This is a genomic window from Streptomyces paradoxus, from assembly GCF_014202475.1.
Lineage (GTDB): Bacteria > Actinomycetota > Actinomycetes > Streptomycetales > Streptomycetaceae > Streptomyces > Streptomyces paradoxus.
Genome location: NZ_JACHGV010000003.1, coordinates 915,081 through 933,481, shown reverse-complemented (window position 1 = coordinate 933,481; position 18,401 = coordinate 915,081). Strand labels below are relative to the sequence as shown.

At 70.5% G+C, this 18,401-nt stretch carries 18 protein-coding genes and 1 tRNA gene; 1 reads left to right on the top strand and 18 read right to left on the bottom strand.

Features of this window, described 5'->3' with window-relative positions; all coding sequences use genetic code 11:
- Positions 1–133 precede the first annotated feature (133 nt).
- The 8 genes from HNR57_RS14035 to HNR57_RS14000 form a co-directional block, all read right to left on the bottom strand.
- Entirely contained in the window at positions 134–1,921 is a 1,788-nt protein-coding gene (locus HNR57_RS14035) for a trypsin-like serine protease (protein WP_184560427.1), read from the bottom strand.
- A gap of 137 nt (positions 1,922–2,058) precedes the next feature.
- On the bottom strand, positions 2,059–4,119 hold the full coding sequence (rho, locus tag HNR57_RS14030) for a transcription termination factor Rho (protein WP_184560193.1): 2,061 nt from the start codon (positions 4,117–4,119) through the stop codon (positions 2,059–2,061).
- A gap of 402 nt (positions 4,120–4,521) precedes the next feature.
- The gene (gene thrB / locus HNR57_RS14025) at positions 4,522–5,451 is read right to left on the bottom strand and encodes a homoserine kinase (protein ID WP_184560191.1); all 930 of its coding nucleotides are present in this window, start codon (positions 5,449–5,451) and stop codon (positions 4,522–4,524) included.
- Between the two features lie 361 nt (positions 5,452–5,812).
- On the bottom strand, positions 5,813–6,871 hold the full coding sequence (gene thrC / locus HNR57_RS14020) for a threonine synthase (RefSeq protein ID WP_184560190.1): 1,059 nt from the start codon (positions 6,869–6,871) through the stop codon (positions 5,813–5,815).
- Between the two features lie 6 nt (positions 6,872–6,877).
- On the bottom strand, positions 6,878–8,170 hold the full coding sequence (locus HNR57_RS14015; protein WP_184560188.1) for a homoserine dehydrogenase: 1,293 nt from the start codon (positions 8,168–8,170) through the stop codon (positions 6,878–6,880).
- Between the two features lie 163 nt (positions 8,171–8,333).
- Positions 8,334–9,725, bottom strand: coding sequence for a diaminopimelate decarboxylase (gene lysA, locus HNR57_RS14010; RefSeq protein ID WP_184560186.1), 1,392 nt, complete (start codon positions 9,723–9,725; stop codon positions 8,334–8,336).
- Between the two features lie 16 nt (positions 9,726–9,741).
- Complete coding sequence (nrtL, locus tag HNR57_RS14005) at positions 9,742–10,782, bottom strand: ArgS-related anticodon-binding protein NrtL (protein WP_184560184.1); 1,041 nt, start codon at positions 10,780–10,782, stop codon at positions 9,742–9,744.
- Between the two features lie 103 nt (positions 10,783–10,885).
- Positions 10,886–11,461, bottom strand: a complete 576-nt coding sequence (locus HNR57_RS14000; RefSeq protein WP_184560182.1) for a response regulator — start codon at positions 11,459–11,461, stop codon at positions 10,886–10,888.
- An 86-nt stretch (positions 11,462–11,547) separates the two neighbouring features.
- Here HNR57_RS14000 and HNR57_RS13995 point away from each other — a divergent pair.
- A tRNA-Arg gene (locus HNR57_RS13995) sits at positions 11,548–11,619 on the top strand.
- Positions 11,620–11,870: 251 nt separating this feature from the next.
- On the opposite strand, the gene HNR57_RS13990 is transcribed toward HNR57_RS13995, so the two are convergent.
- From HNR57_RS13990 to HNR57_RS13945, 10 genes are all read right to left on the bottom strand, one after another.
- Positions 11,871–12,167: a GYD domain-containing protein gene (locus HNR57_RS13990; protein ID WP_031077045.1), complete on the bottom strand. Its 297-nt coding sequence runs from the start codon at positions 12,165–12,167 to the stop codon at positions 11,871–11,873.
- 249 nt (positions 12,168–12,416) lie between these two features.
- Positions 12,417–13,784 carry a tyrosine-type recombinase/integrase gene (locus HNR57_RS13985; protein WP_184560180.1) on the bottom strand — a complete coding sequence of 456 codons (1,368 nt, stop codon included), beginning with the start codon at positions 13,782–13,784 and terminating at the stop codon, positions 12,417–12,419.
- Positions 13,781–13,975 carry a helix-turn-helix transcriptional regulator gene (locus HNR57_RS13980; RefSeq protein WP_184560178.1) on the bottom strand — a complete coding sequence of 65 codons (195 nt, stop codon included), beginning with the start codon at positions 13,973–13,975 and terminating at the stop codon, positions 13,781–13,783. The genes HNR57_RS13985 and HNR57_RS13980 overlap by 4 nt, the downstream gene beginning before the upstream one ends.
- Entirely contained in the window at positions 13,951–15,270 is a 1,320-nt protein-coding gene (locus tag HNR57_RS13975) for a replication initiator (protein WP_184560176.1), read from the bottom strand. Before HNR57_RS13975 ends, HNR57_RS13980 begins: the two co-directional genes overlap by 25 nt.
- 129 nt (positions 15,271–15,399) lie before the next feature.
- Entirely contained in the window at positions 15,400–15,657 is a 258-nt protein-coding gene (locus HNR57_RS13970; RefSeq protein ID WP_184560174.1) for a SpdD protein, read from the bottom strand.
- A gap of 26 nt (positions 15,658–15,683) precedes the next feature.
- Positions 15,684–15,878: a hypothetical protein gene (locus HNR57_RS13965; RefSeq protein WP_184560172.1), complete on the bottom strand. Its 195-nt coding sequence runs from the start codon at positions 15,876–15,878 to the stop codon at positions 15,684–15,686.
- Between the two features lie 9 nt (positions 15,879–15,887).
- On the bottom strand, positions 15,888–16,079 hold the full coding sequence (locus HNR57_RS13960) for a mobile element transfer protein (protein WP_184560170.1): 192 nt from the start codon (positions 16,077–16,079) through the stop codon (positions 15,888–15,890).
- Entirely contained in the window at positions 16,079–16,270 is a 192-nt protein-coding gene (locus HNR57_RS13955; RefSeq protein ID WP_184560168.1) for an RING finger protein, read from the bottom strand. Before HNR57_RS13955 ends, HNR57_RS13960 begins: the two co-directional genes overlap by 1 nt.
- A gap of 18 nt (positions 16,271–16,288) precedes the next feature.
- Positions 16,289–16,945: a DUF2637 domain-containing protein gene (locus HNR57_RS13950; RefSeq protein WP_184560166.1), complete on the bottom strand. Its 657-nt coding sequence runs from the start codon at positions 16,943–16,945 to the stop codon at positions 16,289–16,291.
- An 80-nt stretch (positions 16,946–17,025) separates the two neighbouring features.
- Positions 17,026–18,399, bottom strand: a complete 1,374-nt coding sequence (locus HNR57_RS13945; protein ID WP_184560164.1) for an FtsK/SpoIIIE domain-containing protein — start codon at positions 18,397–18,399, stop codon at positions 17,026–17,028.
- Positions 18,400–18,401: the final 2 nt, after the last annotated feature.

The following is an 18,401-nucleotide window of genomic DNA, read 5'->3' as shown; positions in this document are numbered from 1 at the left end:
CACTATCGTCGCCCCACCTGGTCAGACGGAGAAACTCGGGAAAGGGTTGCACAACGGACTGTGCCCACCGCGTACGGCGGTGGGCACAGCGCGTGTTCGTCACAAGCCGGGTGGAATACCCTCACCTGCGGTTTCAGCCGAAGATGTCGTACTGCTTGAAATCGGTGCCCACGGACTTCCTTGTGGCAAAGATCTCGCTTGTCCCCTTACCGGTGCCGGCGTACAGGTAGAGCGTGCCGCCGGGGGTGCGGGCCAGGAAGTCGGCCTTGCCGTCGCCGGTGACGTCACCGGGCGCGTCGAAGGCGTTGTAGTCGGCCCAGGTGCGCACCTTGACCCGGGCCGAGAAGGCGGCCGAGCCGGCCTTGCCCGTGCCCTTGTAGAGGTAGATCGCGCTGCCGGACGTGCTGCGGGCGAGCAGGTCGGTCTTGCCGTCCCCGTTGAAGTCGCCCTTGCCGCGCACGGAGTTGTACTGGTTCCAGCCGGAGCCGACCTTCACGCGGGGCGCGAAGGTCCCGTTGCCGTTGCCCGGGTAGATCCACAGGACGCCCGCGGAGTCGACCGAGAGCAGGTCGGGCAGGTAGTCGCCGGTGACGTCACCGGGGGTGATGATCCGGGTGCGGGTCTTCCAGTTGTCGGCGATCTGCTTGGTGGACCAGGTGCCGCTGGAGATGACGTAGTGCGTCCAGAAGACGTCGCCGTCGCTGCTTCGCCGGTAGACCAGGTCCTGGTAGCCGTCGCGGTCGAGGTCCGTCTGCAGGACGACGTTCACGCCGTCCCAGTTGCCCCAGGACTCGCGGGCGGCGAAGGACGTGCCGTTGGAGTCCTTGGAGTAGCCGGTCTTGGTGGAGGCGTTGCGCACCCAGAGGTCGGCCTTGTGGTCGCCGCTGATGTTGGTGTCGTCCAGGCGCGGGTAGGCGGCACCGACGTAGGAGCTGACCTTGGCGAAGACGCTGTAGGCGCCCTTGGCGACGCAGTCGGTCACACCCCAGGACACGACACCGACGATGCGGTTGTTGACGACCAGGGGGCCGCCGGAGTCGCCGTTGCAGGCGGAGACGGTGCCGGTGTCGCTGCCGGTGGCGGGCTTGCCCGCGCAGACCATGTGGCCCTTGACGAAGTCCGCGCCGTACGCGCCGGCGCACGTCGTGTCGGACTGCATGGGCAGCGTGGCCGTCTTCAGCGTCTCGGAGATGTCGTCGCTGGTGGAGCTGGTGCGGCCCCAGCCGTAGACCTTGGCACTGGTGCCGGCCGCGTACGACGCGGTGTCGCCGGAGGTCGTCATACGGATCGGGGTGGCCTTGACCGGGACGGGCAGGGTCAGCACCGCGATGTCGTTGTCGATGGTCGTCGCGTTGTACGACGGGTGGTTCCACTGCCGCCACACGCCGGTGACGGTGCCGCCGTGCAGGTCGGTGCCGTCGGCCGAGGGCAGCTGTGAGGTGCCGGTGACGACGGCGCCGTTGGCGTTCCAGTTGTAGCCCTTGACGCAGTGCGCGGCGGTCAGGATCTTCGTCGGCGCGACGACGGCGCCGCCGCAGAAGAAGCCGATGTCGTCGCTGGTGCCGGCGGTGCCACGGTCGTCGTAGTAGTGGAGCTGCGCCATCCACGGGGCCGTGCTGATGGTGGTCTCGTTGCCACCGATGATCTTGGGGTCGATGCTGCCGGCGACGGTGCCCGCGGTGAGCGCGGCCTTGCTCGTCTTGCCGGCGACGTCGTCACCGGCCATGGCGCCCGCGACGCGCTTCTCCAGCTCGGCGAGCGACGGCGAGCTGACGGCCGGCTTGACCGTCGGCTGCGGCAGCGGGGTGGCCGCGTCGGCGGACGTCGTCAGCAGCGCGCCGGCGACGGCGGCGGCGACACCCGCCGCGGCGACGGGCAGTGCGAGGCGTATCCGGCGTCTGTGACGACCGCCCCCGGGCATGGGTGTACCCACGTATGTCCCCCCTCGGGATCACAAGTTCGAAGAGAGCGTGATCCTACCCGCACACGAACAGCACAAAGGGCCGCCCCCGTTCGGGGAGCGGCCCTCTTGTGCAGTCCTTACCTCAGCCGACGGCCTCAGTCGCCGTTGCCCGGCGTCGGGGTGGTCTTCTGGATCTGCATCAGGAACTCGGCGTTCGACTTCGTCTGCTTCATCTTGTCGAGCAGCAGCTCGACCGCCTGCTGCTGGTCGAGGGCGTGCAGCACCCGGCGCAGCTTCCAGACGATGGCGAGCTCGTCGGGGGCCAGCAGGATCTCTTCCTTACGGGTGCCGGACGCGTCGACGTCCACCGCCGGGAAGATGCGCTTGTCGGCGAGCTTCCGGTCGAGCTTGAGCTCGGCGTTGCCGGTGCCCTTGAACTCCTCGAAGATCACCTCGTCCATGCGGGACCCGGTGTCCACCAGCGCGGTGGCGAGGATGGTCAGCGAACCGCCGTCCTCGATGTTGCGGGCCGCACCGAAGAAGCGCTTCGGCGGGTACAGGGCGGTCGAGTCGACACCACCGGACAGGATGCGGCCGGATGCCGGGGCGGCGAGGTTGTACGCACGGCCCAGACGGGTGATCGAGTCGAGCAGCACGACCACGTCGTGACCCAGCTCCACCAGGCGCTTGGCGCGCTCGATGGCGAGCTCCGCGACCGTGGTGTGGTCCTCGGCCGGGCGGTCGAAGGTCGAGGAGATGACCTCGCCCTTCACCGACCGCTGCATGTCGGTGACCTCTTCCGGACGCTCGTCGACGAGGACGACCATCAGGTGGCACTCGGGGTTGTTGTGCGTGATCGCGTTGGCGATCGCCTGCATGATCATGGTCTTACCGGTCTTCGGCGGGGCCACGATCAGACCGCGCTGGCCCTTACCGATGGGCGAGACCAGGTCGATGATGCGGGTGGTGAGCACGCCCGGGTCCGTCTCCAGACGGAGGCGGTCCTGCGGGTACAGCGGGGTGAGCTTGTTGAACTCCGGGCGGCCACGGCCGTGTTCGGGGGCCATGCCGTTGACGGAGTCCAGGCGGACCAGCGCGTTGAACTTCTCGCGGCGCTCGCCCTCCTTGGGCTGACGGACCGCACCGGTGATGTGGTCACCCTTGCGCAGGCCGTTCTTGCGGACCTGGGCGAGGGAGACGTACACGTCGTTCGGGCCGGGCAGGTAGCCGGAGGTGCGGATGAACGCGTAGTTGTCGAGGATGTCCAGGATGCCCGCGACGGGGATCAGAACGTCGTCCTCGGTGATCTGCGGCTCCTGGACGTCGTCACGGCCGCGACGGCCACGGCGGTCGCGGTAGCGCCCGCGACGGCCACGACGGCCACCGTCGAAGTCGTCCCCGTCCTCATCGGCCCGCTGCTGCTGGCCGCGGTCCTGGCGGCCGCCGCCCTGCTGGTTCTGCTGCTGGCCGCGGTCCTGGCGGCCGCCGCCCTGCTGGTCGTCGCCCTTGCCGCCGCGGCGGTCGCCGCGGTCACGCCCGCGGTCGCGGTCACGGTCACGGCGGTCGCGGCGACGGCCCTCGCCGTCACCGGCGTCGGACTTGGCCTCGTTGTTCTGGGACTGCTGCTGCGACTGCGCCTCGACCTTGGTGTCGGCCTTCGCCTCGGCGACGATGGTCTCCCCCGCGGAAGCCGGGGCTCCGGCCTCGGCGGTGGCCCGGCGACGACGGCGCTCGGGCGCGTCGTCCCCCGCGCGCTCGTTCTCGCTCGACCGGGAGGCGCCTCCGGCGGGCTGGCCGGGGATCTCGATCTGCTGCTGGGCCACGGCCTTCTCGGCCTTGTCCGCGGGGGCCTTGGCCTCCTTCGCGTCCGCCTTCTTCTCCACCTTCTCGGCGTTGTCGCCCGTACGGGTCCGCGAGGTGGCGCGGCGCTTGGGCTTGGTCTCGGCGGAGGCGTCGGCCTTCGCGGCCGGAGCGGCGCCGCCGGACGCCTGCGCCTCCTTGATGACCTCGATCAGCTGGCTCTTGCGCATACGCGCGGTGCCCCTGATGCCGAGGCCGGATGCGACCTGCTGCAGCTCGGCCAGCACCATGCCCTCGAGGCCGGTACCGCGGCGCCGCCGGGAGCCGGCACCGCTGGCAGGCGCGGAGGCGTCCGTGGCGGGCGCGGCAGCGGTCTCCTCGACACGTGCGCCCATCAGATCGGTGGTGTCGCTCACGAAGGGTCCTTCCCTGGAGCGGACGTCGGCCTGTCTGGCTCGGCGACCGGTTGTGCTGTCCGACTTCGGTCCGTTTGGTGTGAACCGTGCCGGGGCGGTGGTCCGCCTAAGCGGCGGAGGAATCTGGTGATGGCGCTTCCTTGAGCCGTGGCACCCAGTGTCAGTGTCACGCGGCGTGGTCGCACCGGTTCCGGAGCGTGCCCTGCGCCCCGCTCAGTGTCCTTGTACGGCGTACGGTCCGACGTACGGAACACAGTGCGGCTTGGGGGGCTCCCGGAAGAATGTCTGTCCCGGACGGGGACACGAGGCACCTCGCCATGGTGGGGTCGGGTGCAGACTTGAGGTTAACACTACCGGATCCAACAAACATTCCCCCTCTCGAAATCCGGCAACCGCGCGGTTTCAGATGTCACCGGAGGCGGCGAGCGGCAGCACGCTCGCGCCCTGCTGATCGAGGTCCAGCCGGTTCGCCGCCCAGTCCGCGCCCGCCAGGGCCTCGACCTTGCCGGCGGTCTCCTCGTCGGCCAGCGCCATGACCGTCGGTCCGGCCCCGGAGATGACCGCGGGGATGCCGTCGCCCCGCAGCCGCTCCACCAGTGCCGCGCTCTCGGGCATGGCCGGCGCGCGGTACTCCTGGTGCAGGCGGTCCTCGGTGGCGGGCAGCAGCAGTTCGGGGCGGCGCGTCAGGGCCTCGACGAGCAGCGCGGCGCGGCCGGCGTTGGTGGCCGCGTCGACGTGCGGCACGGAGCGCGGGAGCAGACCGCGCGCGGTTTCCGTGAGGACCGGCTTCCCCGGCACGAAAACCACCGGAACGATGGAATCCGCGGGCTCCATCCTGATCGCGCGGGCCGCGCCCCCCTCCATCCAGGACAGCGTGAAGCCGCCCAGCAGGCACGCCGCGACATTGTCGGGATGGCCCTCGATCTCGGTGGCGAGTTCGAGCAGCGCGGTGTCGTCGAGCTTCGCGTCGGCCCCTATGGTCACGGCGCGGGCGGCGACGATCCCCGCGCAGATGGCCGCCGAGGAGGAGCCGAGACCCCGGCCGTGCGGAATGCGGTTGGCGCAGACGATCTCCAGACCGCGCGGCTGTCCGCCGAGCAGGTCGAAGGCGGTGCGCAGGGACCGTACGAGAAGGTGCTGCTCGTCGCGCGGGAGCGTCTCGCTTCCCTCACCCGCGATGTCGATGTGCAGCCCGGAGTCGGCCACCCGGACGACGACGTCGTCGTACAAGCCCAGCGCGAGGCCGAGGGCGTCGAAGCCCGGGCCGAGGTTGGCGCTGGTGGCGGGGACGCGCACCCGGACGGCGGCGGCGCGGAACGCTGGACCGGCCATCGCTCGATGACTCTCCTTGAGCTGCGTGATTGTCGAATGACGTTCGATGGACATTCGATGGCGTACGAGAACCCTGGGGGCCGCTGCCGACCGGGCTGGCCGGCGGCTGTCCCGGCCGCGGAGACGGCGCGGCACCGTGCTCCGTGCGGAGGCATATGCGGCGGGCGGGTTCAGTACAGCCTATCGAAGGAAGGTTCTGTGGCGACATAGGGCGCACAGGAGGCGCACGATGCGTGTCGTAAGCCCCCTGTGCACCCCCCGTAGGGAATCTCCCCCGGCCGACGCCGTCTTACGCCGGAACGTGCCGGGCGTAACACCGGCGCTCGGTGCATCGGCGCACGTCAGGCCCGTTCGAGCGCCGTCAGGCGAGACCCAGGCGCTCCGCCGCGGCCGCCGCGTCGACGGGCACGGTGACCGGCTGCGGGGCGCCGGCGACGGCCCAGTCGGGGTCCTTCAGCCCGTTGCCGGTGACGGTGCAGACGATCCGCTGCCCCGGGTCGACCTTGCCCTGCTCGGCGGCCTTCAGCAGACCGGCGACGGACGCGGCGGACGCCGGCTCGACGAAGACACCCTCCTGGGACGCCAACAGCCGGTAGGCGCGCAGGATCTCACGGTCCGTCACCTCGTCGATGAAGCCGCCGGACTCGTCCCGCGCCGTGAGCGCGTACTGCCAGGAGGCCGGATTGCCGATGCGGATGGCCGTGGCGATGGTCGAGGGGTCCTTGACGACCTCGCCGCGCACGATGGGCGCGGAACCGGAGGCCTGGAATCCCCACATGCGCGGGGTCTTCGTGGCGACACCGTCGGCGGCGTACTCCGTGTAACCCTTCCAATAGGCCGTGATGTTGCCCGCGTTGCCGACGGGCAGCACGTGGACGTCGGGCGCGTCGCCGAGCATGTCCACGATCTCGAAGGCGGCCGTCTTCTGACCCTCGATACGTACCGGGTTCACCGAATTGACCAGGGCGACGGGGTAGTTGTCGCTCAGGCCGCGCGCGAGGGTGAGGCAGTCGTCGAAGTTGCCGTCGACCTGGAGGATCTTCGCGCCGTGCACGAGGGCCTGGCCCATCTTGCCGAGCGCGATCTTGCCCGTCGGCACGAGCACGGCGCAGACCATCCCGGCCCGCACCGCGTAGGCGGCGGCGGAGGCCGACGTGTTGCCGGTGGAGGCGCAGATGACGGCCTGCGCGCCCTCCTCCTTGGCCCGGGTGATGGCCATGGTCATGCCGCGGTCCTTGAAGGAACCGGTCGGGTTCGCGCCCTCCACCTTGAGGTGGACCTCGCAGCCCGTGCGCTCGGAGAGCACCTGCGCGGGCACGAGGGGCGTGCCGCCCTCACGGAGCGTCACGACCGGCGTGCTGTCCGATACCGGCAGCCGGTCCCGGTACTCCTCGATGATTCCGCGCCACTGGTGGGTCATTGCTGGTTACTCTCCTTCAACCCGCATGATGCTGGCGACACCACGCACGGTGTCGAGCTTGCGCAACGCCTCGACGGTCCCGGTGAGGGCGGCGTCGGACGCACGGTGCGTGACGACGACGAGGGAGGCCTCGCCGTCCTTCCCCGACTGGCGAACCGTATCGATCGAGACTCCGTGCTCGGCGAAGACGGTCGCGACCTGGGCGAGAACACCCGGTTTGTCAGCCACGTCGAGGCTGATGTGGTACCGCGTGACGACGTCGCCCATCGGGGACACCGGCAGCGCGGCGTAGGCGGAATCGCCTGGTCCGGTCGCGCCGCCGATCCGGTTGCGGCAGACGGCGACGAGGTCGCCGAGCACGGCCGAGGCGGTGGGGGAACCGCCCGCTCCCGGGCCGTAGAACATGAGCTGCCCGGCGGCGTCGGACTCGACGAACACGGCGTTGTAGGCGCCGCGGACGGAGGCCAGCGGGTGACTCAGCGGGATCATGGCCGGGTGCACGCGTGCGGTGACGGACGCCCCGTCCTCGGCCCGCTCGCAGATGGCGAGCAGTTTGATGGTGCAGCCCATCTCCTTCGCGGAGGCGAAGTCGGCCGCGGTCACCTCGGTCATGCCCTCGCGGTAGACGTCGTCGAGGCGCACGCGCGTGTGGAAGGCGATGCCGGCGAGGATCGCGGCCTTGGCGGCGGCGTCGAAGCCCTCGACATCGGCGGTCGGGTCGGCCTCCGCGTACCCCAGGGCGGTGGCCTCGTCCAGGGCCTCCTGGTAGCCGGCGCCGGTGGAGTCCATCTTGTCGAGGATGAAGTTCGTCGTGCCGTTGACGATGCCCATCACCCGGTTGATCTTGTCGCCGGCGAGGGACTCGCGCAGCGGCCGCAGCAGCGGGATGGCACCGGCGACGGCGGCCTCGTAATAGAGGTCCTTGCCGTGCTGCTCGGCGACGGCGTGCAGGGCCGCCCCGTCCTGGGCGAGCAGCGCCTTGTTGGCGGAGACGACGGAGGCGCCGTGCTCGAAGGCGGTGGTGATGAGGCCGCGCGCGGGCTCGATGCCGCCGATGACCTCGACCACGACGTCGATGTCGCCGCGTTTGACCAGGGCGGTGGCGTCGGTGGTGACCAGCTCGGGGGCGATGCCCTCACGCACCCGGTCGGGCCGCCGCACGGCCACGCCCGCGAGCTCCACCGGGGCCCCGATCCGGGCCGCGAGGTCGTCGGCGTGCGTCGTCATGATGCGCGCCACCTCTGAGCCGACCACTCCACAGCCCAGCAGCGCCACCTTCAGCGGACGCGTACGCATCATCCGACCTCGTTTCCTCTTTACCGTCTACGGTGGAACCAGTCTCACTCACCGGACGGGCGTTTCTGCCCCCGGTCCGGATCGTGAGATGTCTATTTCATGGGCGCGGGGGCGGCAGACAGGAGATCTTCCGCCGTCCGCCGCGCTCCGCCCTCTCGCTTCTTTATCAGCCGACGTCGAGACGCAGCAGGTCCTCCTCGGTCTCGCGGCGGACGATCACCCGCGCAGCACCGCCGTCGACCGCGACGACCGGCGGGCGGAGCACATGGTTGTAGTTGCTGGCCATGGACCGGCAGTACGCGCCGGTGGCCGGTACGGCGACGAGGTCACCCGGCGCCAGGTCGGACGGCAGGAACGCGTCCTTGACCACGATGTCCCCGCTCTCGCAGTGCTTGCCGACGACGCGGGCGAGCATCGGCTCGGCGTCGGAGGTGCGCGAGACCAGCGCGACGCTGTACTCGGCGTCGTACAGCGCGGTGCGGATGTTGTCCGACATGCCGCCGTCGACGGAGACGTACGTCCGCAGCCCGTCGAGGGGCTTGATGGTGCCGACCTCGTAGAGCGTGAAGGCGGTCGGGCCGACGATGGCGCGCCCCGGCTCGACGGAGATGCGCGGCGTGCGCAGCTTCGCGGCCTCGCACTCCCTGGTGACGATCTCGGTGAGGGCCTTGGCGATCTCGTGCGGCTCGCGGGGGTCGTCGTCGCTGGTGTACGCGATACCGAGGCCGCCGCCGAGGTCGATCTCCGGCAGCTCGACGCCGTGCTCGTCGCGGACGGCCTTCAGCAGCCCGACCACCCGGTGGGCCGCGACCTCGAAGCCGGACATGTCGAAGATCTGCGACCCGATGTGGCTGTGGATGCCGACCAGCTCAAGACCGTCGAGCTGCAGGGCCCGGCGTACGGCCTCGGCGGCCTGCCCGCCGGCCAGCGGGATGCCGAACTTCTGGTCCTCGTGGGCGGTGGCGATGAACTCGTGGGTGTGGGCCTCGACGCCGACGGTGATGCGGATGAGGGCCTTCTGCCGCTTCCCGAGGCTCTGCGCGACGTGCGCGACGCGGACGATCTCCTGGAAGGAGTCGAGGACGATGTGCCCGACGCCCGCCTCGACGGCCCGGGTGATCTCCTCGACGGACTTGTTGTTGCCGTGGAAGGCGATGCGGTCGGCGGGCATGCTGGCGGACAGGGCGGTGGCCAGCTCGCCGCCGGAGCAGACGTCGAGGTTCAGACCCTCCTCGTCGAGCCAGCGCACCACGGCGCGGGAGAGGAACGCCTTGCCGGCGTAGAAGACGTCGGCCTCGGCCCCGAAGGCGGTGCGCCAGGCACGCGCGCGGGCCCGGAAGTCGGCCTCGTCGAGGACGTAGGCGGGGGTGCCGAACTCCTCGGCGAGCCGGGTGACGGGGATGCCTCCGACGGTCACGACCCCGTCCTCGTCACGCGTGACGGTCTGGGCCCACACCTTGGGGTCCAGCGCGTTGAGGTCGGCGGGCGGGGCGGAGTAGTGGCCCTCGGGGAGGACATCGGCGTGACGGGGCCCGGCGGGGTGTGCGGAACGGCTCATGATCTGTACGTGTCTCTCAGAGATGGTCGGGAGCGTCGATGCCGAGCAGGGACAGGCCGCCGGCCAGCACCGTCCCGGCGGCTTCGGCGAGCGCGAGCCGGGCACGGTGGGCGGCCGAGGGTTTCTCCTCACCGAGGGGCAGCACGGCGGGGAGCAGGGGCATCGCGGCATCGGCGACGGCGAGGAGGTGCCGGGCCAGGCGGTCGGGGGTGTGATGCGTGGCGGTGGCGGCGAGGACGCGGGGGTGGTCGCCGAGTGCGGCGACCAGCGCTTCCGCTTCGCTCACGGGACCGGGCTCGGGGTGGAAGCCGAGGTCGGCGGCGTTGCGCAGGAGGGCCCGGGTGCGGGCGTGGGCGTACCGGACGCGGAAGAGCGGGTTGCTCTCCCGCTGGACGAGGTGGTCACCGGGGATCCGCGGCCGGTCGTGGGCGGCGGGGTGCAGCAGCGCCCAGCGCCCGGCGTCCCGGCCGAGGGGCAGCGGGTCGGCCGGGGCGGGGACGGGGCGGACGGTGACGTACCGGTCGGCGATGCTCGGCCCCCGGGTGGTGACATCGGCTCCGAGGACGGACTCCCACTCCGGGGCGGGCCGCCCCTCGCACTCGACGCGGACGAAGTCGCCCTGGCTGCGCAGTACGCGGGCCACCGTGTCCGCGACGACGACGGCACGCACCTCGGCCGGGCACGAGAGGCGGACGGCGGTGCCGCTGAACCCGGTCGCGTGCCCGTAGCGCGGCCCGCGACGCAGGATCTCCTCGACGAGACCGGCGGAGGCGGTGCCGCGCAGGCTGAGGTTGAGGAAGCCGGGCCCGGTGACGACGACGTCGGTGAACCGCGGCTCGCCGAGCAGCCGTGTGCGCAGGATCTCGGCCACGTCGCGCGGTGGCCGCCCTGCCGGGCGGGCCAGCTGGAGGGCGATGCTGGTGGCGTAGTCGCCGCAGCCCCCGGCCCCCGGCGGCGCGACCACGGCCCGCTCCGGCACGGTCACGCTGAGCTCACCCTCGTCGACAGCGCGACGCACGGCGTGCAGCACGGTGCGGGAGAGCTCGGCGGGGGTCACGGGACAAGCGTATGGGAGGAAGGGGGTGGGTATGCGAGCCGGTTTCCGTACGGTCCGGGATGTGGACGCGGCGCCTGTTCAGGGCCGCGCACGAGTCACTCGTCTACGGCACGGCGGGCAGATCCACTTCCTTGGCCTGTCCGTCGGCTTCCCGCGCGCGTTGCGTCGCGTGTTCCGTCGCGTGATCCTTCGCCCGGGCGCCGCCGCGCTGCCGGCCCTCACTCCGGGCTCGCTCGACCAACTGCCGCACCATGCGGACCAGTTCGGCGGGCTCGAAGGGCTTGGCGAGGAAGGCGTCGACGCCCGCTTCGAGTCCGGCCTCGACCTCGTGGTGACCGCAGGCACTGACGATGGCGAGGGGCAGGTCGCGGGTCCGCGGATCGGCCCGCAGACGTGCGGCGGTCCGGATCCCGTCCAGCCGGGGCATGACGACATCGAGGGTCACGACATCGGGCCGCACCTGATGAACGACATCAAGACACTCGGCACCATCGGCCGCGGTCACGACCTCCAGCCCCTCCAGCTCGAGGTTGACCCTGATCAACTGCCGGATGACCTTGTTGTCGTCCACAACAAGCACCCGACCCGACGCGCCTGGCACAACTCGAGAGTAGGTCGGCCCCGGCCACCGCGTCCGGGTTTTCCCCACTTCCACCCCGCACGAGCACCCGACACCCATGCCCCCGGCAGCGAAAACCCGTTCATGACCACCCCGAGGGAGCTGGTAGTGTTCTACCCGTCGCCGCGAGCAATCGCGCCGGACACGCCCCCGTAGCTCAGGGGATAGAGCAACGGCCTCCGGAGCCGTGTGCGCAGGTTCGAATCCTGCCGGGGGCACCTTGGATTAGGTGCCCAAAGACCCCGTCATCAGCGGAAACGCTGAGTGCGGGGTCTTCGCGTATGTGCAGGCGTGTGCGGCCCGGAGCGGCCGTATGTCGGGGTCTGTGGACGAGGCGTGGACGGGATCTTGGGACGTAAGCGCAGGTCATGCCCTGTACCCCCATAGGCCCCGGACAGGTCCAGGGGCCTTGGGGGGTACCGCCTTGAGCGTGTCACTCGTACCAACAGAACCTCGACGGGGAAGTCCGTCAGCCGGTGGCTTTGGCGATGATGCGGTCCATCTCCTCCCGGCCGAAGGCTCGCAGGGTCGTGCTACGGACGTTGCCCAACGCGCCGACCTGTAGGAGCACTGCGGTGGCAGTCTCGTCGTCGGGCGCCTCCACGACAGCCACGATGTCGTACGGGCCGACGGTCCAGAAGAGGTTCAGGACCTTCACCCCGAGCTTCTGAGCCGCTGCCGTGAAGGCTTCGGCGCGTTGCGGGGTGTCCTTGTAGCCGCGGACTCCCTGGTCGGTCCAGTTCAGCAGCGCAACAAACGTCGGCATGATCCTTTACCCCTGTAAGTAGACGCAACTAGTCGTGGTCAACTCTGGGCATCATGCGCGTAATGCGCATGAGAGGCGCCTCTGAACGAGTGATGGAAGCCGGCCCTACTTCATGGCCCGGCCCGACATACACCCCGGAGCCACCGGCGCGGAATTCCTGAGGACAGGAACGCCCCTCTCGGCCAAGGCATGCCGATGCCCCCGGAACAAGTCCGGGGGCATCGGGGCTACCGTCGTCTGCGATCACTCCTACTCGCGCAACAGATCCTCAATACGCCGGTTGGCGACGTCTTGCCGTCCGTCGAGGCACTTGGCGTAGCGGGTCAGCAGGACCTCCACGCTGTTGCCGGCGCGCTCGGCCACCTCGGTGGGGTCGACACCGGCGTTGAGCCACGTCGACAGCGCCGAGTGCCGGAGGTCGTACGGCCGACTCGCGAGCGGCGAGGCCGCGACGGCCGGCGGAAGCGCGAGGAGCCGAGCTTCCTGCCACACGCGGTAGTAGGTCGACGACGGGACGACCGAGCCCTTCTCACTGAAGAACAGCCGCCCGTCGTCCGCCGTGCCGAAGGTGGCCAGGTGCTCGCGGAGCACGGCTACGAGGTGAGGCGGAATGGGCACCCGCCTGACGTCCTCGGTCGGCCGGTTCTTCAGCCCGCGGTCGTCATGGGTCTCCCCCGAGTCGGTCCACTGCTTGCCGACGGACGGACGGGTCCGGTGGAGCAGCGCCGAGCCCCAGCCCTGCTCGGGCAGCTTAAGGTCCGTCTCGACGATGCCGACCGCTTCCGCCGGCCGCAGGCCACCGAAGTACATGGCGGCGAACAGACCCACGAGGCGACGACCATGAGCACGCCGGTACCCGCCCACGTAGGAAACCGCCGCCAGGAGGTTCCGTGCCTGCTCCGGATTGGCGACAACCCGCGGGTCGACCTGGTTGGACACCTTCGGCTTCTGCCAGCGGACAGCCGTGATGGGGTTCTCCCGCAGCTCCCCCAGGTCGACGGCGTAGTTCGCGGCGTTGACGAGTGTCCGCCGCTTACGCCGCACGGTCTCCGCCGCTGCTGCCGTGCCGTCGAGCTTGAGCTTCAGCGAGTCGAGGACCGTGCGAGCCGTGGCCGCTTCAGCGAGATCGGCGAGCGGCCGGGATGCCTTGGACACCCAGTGGAGAACGTTCCGCACGTCGTCCGGGACTTCCCGGTCATCGGGCCCCGGCAGCACGAAAGCCCAGTTGCGCAGTGCTCTGCGGATTTCCTCGTCGGATGGTCGTCCGGCGCGCTCGTCGAGCAGTTCCAGCGTCACGCTGGTGAGTGATTCGTTGATGCCGTCCCGTGTGTTGGGGGCGGCATGAGGCCATTTCATGGCGAGGTACTTGAGCGCGAAGGTGTACCACGACACGGCCGACTTTTTCTCTTCCATCGAGGCCGGAAGTCCCGACTCCGTGTCGAACTCCTCGCCGTCGCGCATGGCACGCATGAGCTTCGTGCGGTAGTGGTCGGCAAGTGCCTTGGTACGGAAGGACTCCGAGAACACATTGCCTGCGACGGACCAGCGGACACCGTACGAGGGCGTTTTGGTGTCCCGCTTGCGGACTCCCCAGACCTTCACATCGAGAGACTTCACGCGGCCTCCTCCAGCTGTCGCAGCCATGTGTTGAAGTCACTCCGCCAAACCCGCAGCTCTCCGTTGGGAAGCTTGAATGCGGCCGGCCCGTACCCCAGTTCGCGCCAGCGGTAGAACGTCCGACGGGAGACACCGCCCAGCTCATCCAGGACTTGCCGAACGGTCATCAGCTCGTCGCGACGGGCTTCCATGTCGGTTCTCCTTCCGTTCCGGGGGCGGGTTCGAGGGACGCAGCGAGCCAGGCCTCTCCGTTACTCAGGCCGGTTCCGGCGAAGACCCAGTGGGCGAGGACGAGCGTGGTTTCGCCGTTCTGGGGAGCGGCCGTGGCGGCTTGGGCTCGGCGCCATTCGGCGCGGGCGTCGCGGAGGGCGCCGAGGGTGGTGGAGTAGCGGCGGGACTTGGTGGAGAAGTGGCCGCGGAAGCCGAGCATGTGGGCCCAGGCGCGTAAGCGGAGGTGTTCGAGGTCCTGGCGGGCGCCGAGGGTCCAGGCCGTTCGGATCATGCGGCGGGCGTGGTCGTTGAGCCGGGCCTGTGCCAGTTCGGCGAGGAAGCGGATCGGCCGGTCCAGGGTGCCGGTCGCTGTCTCGGCGCCTTTGGTGGCGTACTTGGCGATGTACGCCGCTACAGCCCGTTCGGTGAGCTCCTGGCCGCCGTCGAAGTCGGCGGAGCGGATGGTGCGCACGTCGAGCTGGCGCCCGAAGGTGAAGGTGTGGGCGCGGCCGTCGACGTCCGGTCCGTTGACGCGTGTGGCGGTGACGGCGGCATGGATGGCGTCGGTCAGCAGCTCGGCGGACGCCCAGGCCGGAGGTGCCGTGTCGCCGCCCTCCGGGCCGTCGAGGCGGATGACCGCGTGGAAGTGGACGGCGCCCCGCTTCTGGTATTCGGCGACCTTGGCGAAAGAGACGCGCGCGTGCTCGCGGAAGGCCCGTTGGGTGAGTCCGGCGCGCTTGGCGATCTCGCGACGCAGGTAGATCGAGAAGCGCCGCCAGAGGGCGCCTGCGTAGGCGTTCCAGAGGACGGCCGCTTCGTAGTCGTATGCGTCCGGGTCGAGGGGCGTACCGAGGGCCGGGTCTGTGTCGTCGTGCCGCGCACCGCAGCGGCAGGGCCGCCCGTTGGAGGGGCGGTTGTGGACCGGGCCGAAGCTCGGTGCGGTGAGGGTGGCGAAGACGCGCGGATGCGTGCCGACCTGTTCGGCAGTGCCCTTGCCGCCGTGGAGTCCGGCGGTGATCAGGTGGAAGGTGTCTCGGCGGTAGACCTCCGCGCAGGCCGCGCAGCGGGTGGCACGGCGGTTGTTGCAGCGGACGAGGAGACTTCCGGCGGCCAGGGAGGACGAGTCGAGGTGGTGGAGGACGCGCCCGATCTCTCCGGTCGTCCGGTCGACCGCGTACTCCGTGCGGTGGCCGTCGAGGCGCACGGGGTTCGTGCAGCCGCCCAGGCCGGAGAGTTGGCGGGCCAGCTCGGGCATGGTGCCGAGGGAGGCCAGCATGGAGAGTTCCGCCAGCGGGGGCGGAGTCTGCCGGGTGATGATGGGTCTTCCTTTCGGCTGTTCGGCGGTTGGGAGGGACGGCCCCGGGGCGGCGGGATGCTTGGCGGCGTTTGCCGCCCCGGCGGCCGGTCAGCGCCTGTTGGCGCCGGTGACGAGGGAGCGCAGGACCACGGCGGCGATAGTCACGGACACGGCCGAGACGGCGACCGCCGCCAGGAGCGCGGTGAGGACGACACCGACGACGACCACGGCCGCCGCCGCACCGGCGCCGACCCCGACGAACGGGGCGACCGAGCGACCGGCGGAAGGAGCAGGGGCATGGTCCTGCGGGATGTGGGTGGTGATGCTCGGGACGTGCGGGGTATCGGGCAGCTTGGGACGGAACATCGCGGGACTCCTTGTCGGTTGCGGTGTCATTCGTGGGTGCCGTTGACGACGTCGACCCCGGAGCGGGTGCCGGACTCGACGGCCGGGGCGAGGATGGTGTGCGAGAGCCAGAAGCCGAACAGCGCGATCACGACGGCGACCCACAGGCGGATGCCGAGGAACTTGATCGCGGCCCAGGCGATGACGCCCAGGACGAAGACGAGCGGCAGCGAGACGGTCACGGGAGCTCCTCAGCGAACGCGGCAGTGGTGAGTGCGCGCGGCCAGCTCGGCGGCGGCGCGACTGTCGTAGTCGGTGGAGAAGCCGCACCGCGGAGCCGTGCAGGCGGCGGTGTGCTTCTCGCGGCCCCGGCCGTCGTAGTAGGTGCCGACCTGGACGGGGCCGATGCGGACGACGCGGCGGAAACGGCGGTTGGCGGACATCAGGGCATCTCCTTGTCGGACTCGCCGGTGAAGTCGGTGACGTGGTCGGCCAGCCAGCGCAAGATCTCGTCGCTCTCGTAACTGTCGGCGGCGAGGATCACCGGTTCGGCGATCAGCACGGCTTCGGTGAGGCGGTTCTGTCGGGTCAGCTCGGCGGCGCGCTTCAGCGCGCGGAGCGTGGACGGGCGCAAGGGGGAAAGTCCTCCGGGTCAGGTGAGTTGGGTGGTGATGGCTTCGGCGAGCGGCATGGGCACACCGAGCCGGGCGCGAAGGGTCGACGTGTCGATGTCGGTCCCGGTCCGGGCGCGGTGTTCGTCAGCGACCTTGCGGGCGAGGGTGACGAGCGCGGGCGGCACCGAGGACGGAGACGGCGGAGTCGACTCCGATGTGGTGTTCGGCAGTTCGGGCGTAGCCGTGGGCGGCTCGACGTCTGCGGCGGTCGGTCCCGGCGCCTGTGCCGTCGAAGGCGGTTCCGGTGCCGTCGCCGGGTCCGCGCTGGGATGCGCTGCTCCGTGAGCGAGCAGCGTCCCACCGAGGAAGGCGACCGCGGGCCAGCCCGCGACGAGGATGCGGAGCCAGGCCGGCACGTCCTCCAGGTCGAGCAGACCGGCGGTGGCGACGTTGGCTCCGAGGGACGCCGTCAGCGCGACGAGGAACCAGCACCACCCGGCCGTCTTCGCCTCACCGGAGCGCAGGCGCCGCCAGGCCGCGACCAACAGCAGGTCGACGGAGACCGGATAGGCCCACGCCTTCCAGCCGTCCTGTCCGGCAGCCAGCGCCAGGTCATGCAGGTGAGCGAAGGACAGCGCGGCGGCGATCAACGCTTGAACGAGCACGGCGTCCACACGGACGGGCAGGGCACGCACGGCCACTCCTTCCAGTTCCGGGCATGGGTGGGGTAGGGACTTGGCGCGGGACGGCCGCGCCGACCGTGGGAGCGGGTCGGTTACTCGGTGATGGGCCGAGGAGTGGCCAAGGGGCCGCACTCCTTCACCGGCGCGGGTGGAACGTGAGGCCGGAACGGCGCGAGCGTCGGAACGTCCGGAGCGAGGTGTGCCGTCTCGCGGCAGGTGGCCGCAGCATCGGCGAGGGACAGGTGAGGCGTGCGGATGCGGGACCAGCCTCCGGACGTGTCGCCGACGACGGCGAGGCCGGGCAACTCGGCCGCGATGGCGCAGGAGGCCAGGACAGCCTCAGGGGCGATGTCACCGAGCGCCATCTTCGCGGAGGCTTCGTCGTTCACCCGGTGGCAGACCCGGCCGGTGAGCTGAGCCCGGAGCATGGTCGCTCCCTTGCCCAGCTCAGCACCGAAACGCTGCCCGCACACCTCCAGATAGATGCCGGCCGCGCGGCCGAGCTGGGCAAGTCGGATGAGCTGGGTGACCATCTCGTCCCGTCGCTCTTCCTCCTTCCTCGTGGCGACGAGGAAGAGTTCTGCCACTTCGTCGACGAACAGCACGATAGGAGCCGGGCGTTCGTCCTCCGGCAGACCCCAGACGTCCGAGGTGATCAGCTCGTCCGGGGTGCCGGGGGCGATGCCCTGCCGCGCTTTGATCAGGTCGTATCGGTCCTCCATTTCCTTGACGAGCACGGGCAGCAGTTCGGCAGCCTGCTCCGGGTCGGTCGCCAGCGCGGAGAGCCGGGGAGCGAATGGCGCCAGCTCCACCCCGCGCTTGCAGTCGATCCCGACCAGCGCCACCGGCTGAGCGGCCAGACCGACAAGCAGGTCCCGCAGGAACATGGACTTGCCGGACAGCGTGGCGCCGAGCACGAGTTCGTGGGGTACGGCCCGGTAGTCCCGGACGAAGGCGGTTGCGTCCTCCCGGAGAGCCACCGGCACGCGGAGTGGACCGGCGTCGGTCCGGCGAGGCATCTGCACCTTCCGCAGGACGTCGAAGCCGACGAGCCGCAGTTCCACGACACCGGGCTTGACGTCCCGCACGTACACGGCGTGAACACCCCAGGCGTGCCGCAGTCGTTCGGCCGAGGCCGCCACGTCCGCCGGTTCCTGGCCCGGAGCCAGCCGCAGCCGGAGCCGCAGACCGGTCGAGGTGGGCCGGATCATGCCCCGACGAGGAGGCACCGGCCGGACCTCACGTCGAGTCGTGGCCTTGACAGCCAGGGCCCGCCACCGGGGCGGCTCGACCGTCAGACCGCACGCGTCCATGGTGGAGGTGTACGAGGCCAGCAACCGGGCCACCGAAACGGACAGCCCGACCATGGACCAGTACGCCGCCGGATGAGCATGCCGGGCGTAGGCCGCGCCGCCTATCGCAGCGAGCGACCCGCCCACCTCGGCCCACGTCACCAGGTCGGTCACGA